Genomic DNA, 6,070 nt, shown 5'->3' on the forward strand with positions numbered 1-6,070 from the left:
TTTATTTCTTTTTCATTAAAACTTCTTTCAGAGATTCTGTTTTTATTTTCTCAAAAAATTGTTTCAATTCATTGTATTTATCCGCTTCATAAACACCTTCTGGCAATAAAAATTGAATTGCTAGTATCAATTGTCCATCTTTCACTTTTGCTTCCTGATAATACTCTAAACCAAGCTCAGTTTTGTGATGCGCTTTGTATTTTTCATCAATTATCACTTCATAACCTTCTGGAATTTTAGATTTCACCTGAATATTAAACAAATAAGGATAATTAAATTCTATTTTGCGCTGACGATTGATATCTTCAAAAGTATATTGTTTTAGAAATTCGCGCAAAGGATTAATAAATGTATAAAATGGAGCATTCGGAATTACAGCTTTTGCTTTATAATTTTTAACGTAAGAATCAGTATCAAAAAACGTTTTATCATTAATTTCTTCGTCCAAACGCACATCTAAAGATTCAGTCAAATACCTATTCAAAACATTTTTTTCGTCTACATCATCATCATAAAAATAACCATTGAATTTGTCTTTACGATAAAGAACTAAATTTCCATTACTCATAAAATCATACTTTAATGATGATTCGTAATAAGACAATTTTTGATTCAACTTTACAAACGAAGCTTCACCTTTTTTGATGACAATTCCATGATAATTAAACACATCTAAAGGTCCAAATTCGATTTGCTCTTTATTTAATTTCGAAGCATCCAAAATAATATTTGAAGCACCATTATTTAATTTCACAACTGTTAAAACAGAATTGAATTGATTGACAATTGGATAAGAAAACAAAATTTGTCCATGATGACGACTACTAAACATAACCATCGAAGTTTCGAAACCTTTGGCTGTTAAAATTTCATTCAATAAAAGATTCATATCTGCTGTAGAACCAGACTTTTCTTTCAATAAAGTTTTGTTTGAACGCGTTGGAATAATTCCATAAAATCTGTTCCATTTTACATTTGAATCAATATATTCAATCACATTTTTCAACGTTTCTACCTCATCTTTTCCATTCGGAATATTTTGCGCAACATCTCTGATTGCAGAAGGATTTCGATACAAATCATATTGTGCATTTATATCTTGAATCAAATCTCTCCACGCGCTCATCGTAGTTTTCTTTGCACCATCTGTATGATAAGTAGCAGCCTGTATTTTGATACGTTCACTTTGATCTTCAGGATTATAAACGTATTTTAATTGATTATAACTTTGGATATTATGTAATAACCACTCCGTTGAACTTGATTTGCCTTTATACTTTGTATTCAAACCATCACCAATTGTAATAATCGAATAGGTACCATAAGCTTGATTATTTAATCGAAACTTGCTCGAAAGCGTTGGTATATCATGTTGAAAATTCCACGCATCAATAGAAAAATTATGTTCGCTACTTTTGATATAAGTATACTCGATAATAGAACCAACTTTTACATTTGGAAAAGTGAAACGTTTTGCAGCATACAATTCATTTAGAGAAACATCAAAAATCTCTTTCTCATCAATCGGAGTCATTTGTTCTACTCCATTTACAATATTAATTGTACCTCCCTTAATTCCGCTTATAGATTCATTTCTATTCTTGCTGTAATAATTCAGTTGTATATTTGCTTCATCAAGTCCTTTATCAGTCAGTATTTTGATTCTTCGTTTTACAGTCAAATAATAATTAGACGAAGTTAAATCCATTTTTCCTTCTTCCGAAAGAATAACAGCATCTACATTTTTCTCAAAAGGAACTTGAGTTAAGTTAATTTCTTGCTCCGAAATTTTTCCGAATTTTAAATCTTTCGATTGCGCATTTGTATATAATGCAATAAATAAAAAGAGTAAAGTAATTTTTAATTTCATTTCAATTTGTAATTCCTGCAAAAGTACAATACACAATAATACATAAAGAATAATCTAAATAAAATTTTCGTTACTTTTCTATCAATTCTTCTAACGCTTTTTCTAAAGTAGGATATTGAAATTTGAAACCTATTTCTTGAATTTTAGTTGCGTCAATTCTAGATCCATTTAGGACTAAACTACTCATCTCACCTAATGCTAATTTCATAACAAAAGCAGGAATATTAGGAATAAAAAAAGGTTTATTCATTATTCTCGCTAGCGTATGATTGAATTCCGAATGATTTATATATTGCGGTGAAGATGCGTTATAACTTCCTTTTATTTTATCATTATCTACAGCTTCCGCATACATTTGTATCAAATCTGTAATATGTATCCAAGGCATCCATTGTTTTCCGTTACCTAGATTTGCTCCTACACCAAGTTGAATAGGTTTTTTTAATAATTTGAAACCTTCGCCGTTTTTTGACAAAACCAAAGAAGTTCTAAGACAAACCACTCTTGCACCTATTTTTTCGAACTGATAAGCAGCATTTTCCCATGCGACACAAACTTTACCTAAAAAATCAATATTCGGTTCATCAGACTCTTTGAAAATCTTATTCGAAGTAATTTGTCCATAATAAGCTGTTCCAGACGCGGAGATAAAAAATTTCAAATCAATATTCAATTTTTTGACATACTCAAAAAGTAAATTCGCTGTATCAACTCTACTCGAAAAAATTTCTTTTTTGTAAGAATTTGTCCATCTTTTCGCAATTAAGCTTCCAGCCAAATGAATAATTCCATCCAAATTTTCAAAAACTTTTTCATCAATTGTATCTTTCTCCCAATGATAAAAAGGATGTTCAATCTGTTTTTCTCTTGTCAAAATACGAACTTGATGTCCATTTTTAATTAAAATCTTTGTTAATTCTGAACCAATTAATCCACTTCCACCAGTCAATAGAATATTCATACTAAAATTTTTTCCTAATTTAGCTCATTCCAAAAATATAAACTAATGTTTAAAGGTAGATTTCCTTATCTAAAAAGAATGGGAGCTGATGAAGAAAAGAAGCTAAAACAAAAAATATTCGATATAGTTTTTGAAGCTGATACACCTTATGGAAAATTTTTTGACATCTCTTTATTACTTTTAATTTTATTAAGTGTAGGTTTGGTTATGTTGGAGTCTATTCCAGCAATTAATGCGAGACACCATACAGTTTTAGTATCTTTAGAATGGATTTTAACCTTTTTGTTTACTATAGAATATTTATTAAGAATCTATTGTGTTAAAAATCGTTGGCGATATATTTTTAGTTTTTATGGAGTTATTGACTTATTGTCTATTTTACCGTTTTATCTTGGTTTAGTTTTACCTACAAGTAAGTACCTAGCAAGTATTCGTATTTTAAGATTACTACGTATTTTCAGAATTTTTAACCTTACACGATTTACACGTGGAAAAAATGTGTTGGTGTTAGGGCTGAAAGAAAGTAAAGATAAAATCATCGTTTTCTTATCATTTGTAGTATTAATTGTTGTTGTAATTGGCTCTATCATGTATATGGTTGAACATGATCATCCTGAATCTGGTTTCACAAGTATACCAATCAGTATTTATTGGGCAATTGTCACTTTAACAACAGTAGGTTATGGCGATATTTCTCCTGTCACTGGTTTGGGACAATTTTTAGCTTCTGTTGTTATGATTATAGGTTATGGTGTAATTGCTGTTCCCACAAGTATTGTAACAATGGAAATGAATAAAGCGGCTAGACACAAAGAAGATATTCCTACAAACACACAAAGATGTCGCAATTGTGGCGATGATTATCACCTAGATGGTGCTATTTATTGCAAAACCTGCGGACATCTTTTAAATGAGCCTTAAAATTTATCCAAATTAATAAATCGATTATTGTCAATATGATTAACGTATTCGTAATTTTTGGTGTAATTAATTGACATATTCAATTCATAACCAACCAACATCAAAATCACATTGATGTATACAAAAATCATCATAATCATCACTAATCCAAGCGATCCATACAACAAATCAATGTTTGTAAAATAACTTAAATACGAATTAAAACCAATCACAGTTAACAAGAACAAAACTGAAGTCAAAATAGCACCAGGTAAAACTGTACTACGCGATTTTTTGTGATTTGGTCCGAAATAATACAGCATACACATCGAAACAAAGTAGAAAAGAAATACCGAAAAATAGTTGATTAAATATGAAAATTGACCAAGTTTACTTAGGAATGAAACGTTGGTTAAGTATTTCCAAATAATTGATGTTGAATACGATAAAAACACTTGCAACACGATAAAAGCTGTAAAAAACAAGGTTAAAATTATCGAAATCATTCTCGATTTTGAGTTTTTTCGCTTTACATAAACATCTTGATACGAAACATTAAACCCATTTATAATTCCTTGTATTCCGTTAGATGACATAAAAATTGTAATCAAAATCAAGAAATAATTCACTTTACGTTTTCCTTGTACAGCCGTCGTTTTATCAATATACGAAATCACTTCATTGCTCACATGTTTAGGCAAAAGTTGCGGAAGAAGTTGTGTAAATAACAAGTTTTTTATCTCTTGGTAATAAACCAAATGCGGTAAAATACTAAACAAAAAAAGCAAAAATGGAAACATACTAAAAAATAAAATCCATGAAACTGCTGCCGAACGCAACGGAAAATTACCTTTCATGACGCGAATCCAAAAAACTTTCAAGAAATCATATACCGTGATACCTGTATTTTTGTTCATCAATTTTGTTTTCGACCAAGCTCGAAAATAATTTATTCCTGTATATGTTTTAAAATCTTGTAGAATGCGCATATTTTTGTCTCAATAAATAATTTTGAATGAATATTACGACCATTTGTATCGGTAAAACAGACGAAAAAGCCATCGAAATGCTATTACAAAAGTATGAAAATCGATTGCCTTCGCACATTAATTATCAAAGAATTGAAATTCCTGACATCAAAAATCGTAAAAATTTGTCCGAAATTCAACAAAAACAAAAAGAAGCTGAGCAAATTTTGAATAAAATCATCAATACAGATTTTGTTATTATTTTGGATGAAAAAGGAAAACAGCCTACTTCGAAGCAATTTGCAGATGATATTCAGAATTACATGAATCAATCTGTCAAAAATCTTGTCTTTGTGATTGGTGGTCCTTATGGTTTTGACGAATCTGTTTACAATCGTGGAAATAAAAAAATGTCTTTATCCAATATGACATTTACGCATCAAATGGTTCGTCTATTTTTGACTGAGCAAATTTACCGAGGATTTAGTATATTGCAGGGTAAACCTTATCATCATGAATAACACCTCTCCATTTGAAGAATTTGTTCCTAAGCAAGAAAATAAACTAAGTTTTGGTATTGGAAAAGCTCTTTTGTATAGCGCAATTGCAGTGATTATAATGCAGTTTGCTGGCGGAATTATTTCAGTTCCAGCACTTTTTTACAAACCGCTTAATCACTTACTTTTACCGTTAGGATTTTTAACAGGAACGGTTTGCGCAATTGTTATTTTATTGATGTTGACACAAACTAAATTTGCATCAATTTTAAAAGATATCAAACATTCTTTTACTCCAATTCAGCTCATATTATCAATAGCTTGTTGGTTATTTCTTTTGCCTTTAGCCGAGGTTGCAACAAGTTTAATTCCAACAACTGGACCTTTAGAAGAAATCTATAAAATCTTTCAAGCTTCTTTTGAAATGATGTTAGATTACAAAATCGCTGGATTTATTATGATTTGTATTTTGGCTCCAATTTTCGAAGAAATTATTTTCAGAGGAATAATCTTGAAAGGAATGCTAAATTTCAATGTAAATCCTACCACTGCAATCTTAATCAATGGTTTTATTTTTGGATGCGCACACATGAATCCTTGGCAATTTATAGGCGCCGGACTTTTAGGAATCATTTTTGGAATAGTTTATTACCGCACAAAATCGTTGTTTTTGCCTATGTTATTACATTTCTTAAACAATACACTTTCCTACTCGTTAATGTTAATGCAAGGCGATATGGAAGGCGAAGTTTTTGCGCAAAGAGATTATTTATTAATTGGAGGAATGACACTTATCGGAATTTTATCTGTCTATTTATTAATCAAAAAAAACAGAACAAAAACAATATAAATGGAATTAATTTTTGCCACACAT

At 29.9% G+C, this 6,070-nt stretch carries 6 protein-coding genes; 3 read left to right on the forward strand and 3 right to left on the reverse strand.

All coding sequences use genetic code 11. From position 1 onward, the window contains the following. Position 1 precedes the first annotated feature (1 nt). Both N5D03_RS14430 and N5D03_RS14435 read right to left on the reverse strand, forming a co-directional pair. Positions 2-1,870 (reverse strand): DUF3857 domain-containing protein, encoded by a 1,869-nt coding sequence (locus tag N5D03_RS14430; RefSeq protein ID WP_280052058.1) that lies wholly within the window; start codon positions 1,868-1,870, stop codon positions 2-4. Between the two features lie 70 nt (positions 1,871-1,940). Beyond that, complete coding sequence (locus N5D03_RS14435; RefSeq protein ID WP_280052059.1) at positions 1,941-2,831, reverse strand: TIGR01777 family oxidoreductase; 891 nt, start codon at positions 2,829-2,831, stop codon at positions 1,941-1,943. 45 nt (positions 2,832-2,876) lie between these two features. On the opposite strand from N5D03_RS14435, the gene N5D03_RS14440 reads away from it, so the two are divergent. Further along, positions 2,877-3,752: an ion transporter gene (locus N5D03_RS14440; protein WP_280052060.1), complete on the forward strand. Its 876-nt coding sequence runs from the start codon at positions 2,877-2,879 to the stop codon at positions 3,750-3,752. Here the strand turns inward: N5D03_RS14440 and N5D03_RS14445 are convergent. Continuing rightward, a complete protein-coding gene (locus tag N5D03_RS14445) occupies positions 3,749-4,720 on the reverse strand; it encodes a YihY/virulence factor BrkB family protein (RefSeq protein WP_280052061.1) in 972 nt (323 codons plus the stop codon). The genes N5D03_RS14440 and N5D03_RS14445 overlap by 4 nt on opposite strands. A gap of 26 nt (positions 4,721-4,746) precedes the next feature. Between N5D03_RS14445 and rlmH the strand changes: the two genes are divergently transcribed. Beyond that, the gene (gene rlmH / locus N5D03_RS14450) at positions 4,747-5,220 is read left to right on the forward strand and encodes a 23S rRNA (pseudouridine(1915)-N(3))-methyltransferase RlmH (RefSeq protein WP_115001348.1); all 474 of its coding nucleotides are present in this window, start codon (positions 4,747-4,749) and stop codon (positions 5,218-5,220) included. Beyond that, the gene (locus N5D03_RS14455; protein ID WP_280052062.1) at positions 5,213-6,046 is read left to right on the forward strand and encodes a type II CAAX endopeptidase family protein; all 834 of its coding nucleotides are present in this window, start codon (positions 5,213-5,215) and stop codon (positions 6,044-6,046) included. The genes rlmH and N5D03_RS14455 overlap by 8 nt, the downstream gene beginning before the upstream one ends. The last annotated feature ends 24 nt before the right edge of the window (positions 6,047-6,070 follow it).

The sequence above is a fragment of the Empedobacter sp. GD03861 genome, from assembly GCF_029840885.1.
Lineage (GTDB): Bacteria > Bacteroidota > Bacteroidia > Flavobacteriales > Weeksellaceae > Empedobacter > Empedobacter falsenii_B.

Excerpts from the sequence above, each read along its gene's own strand:
- N5D03_RS14430 (WP_280052058.1), bottom strand. The coding sequence starts at position 1,870 with ATGAAATTAAAAATTACTTTACTCTTTTTATTTATTGCATTATATACA.
- N5D03_RS14435 (WP_280052059.1), bottom strand. The coding sequence starts at position 2,831 with ATGAATATTCTATTGACTGGTGGAAGTGGATTAATTGGTTCAGAATTA.
- N5D03_RS14440 (WP_280052060.1), top strand. The coding sequence starts at position 2,877 with ATGTTTAAAGGTAGATTTCCTTATCTAAAAAGAATGGGAGCTGATGAA.
- N5D03_RS14445 (WP_280052061.1), bottom strand. The coding sequence starts at position 4,720 with ATGCGCATTCTACAAGATTTTAAAACATATACAGGAATAAATTATTTT.
- rlmH (WP_115001348.1), top strand. The coding sequence starts at position 4,747 with ATGAATATTACGACCATTTGTATCGGTAAAACAGACGAAAAAGCCATC.
- N5D03_RS14455 (WP_280052062.1), top strand. The coding sequence starts at position 5,213 with ATGAATAACACCTCTCCATTTGAAGAATTTGTTCCTAAGCAAGAAAAT.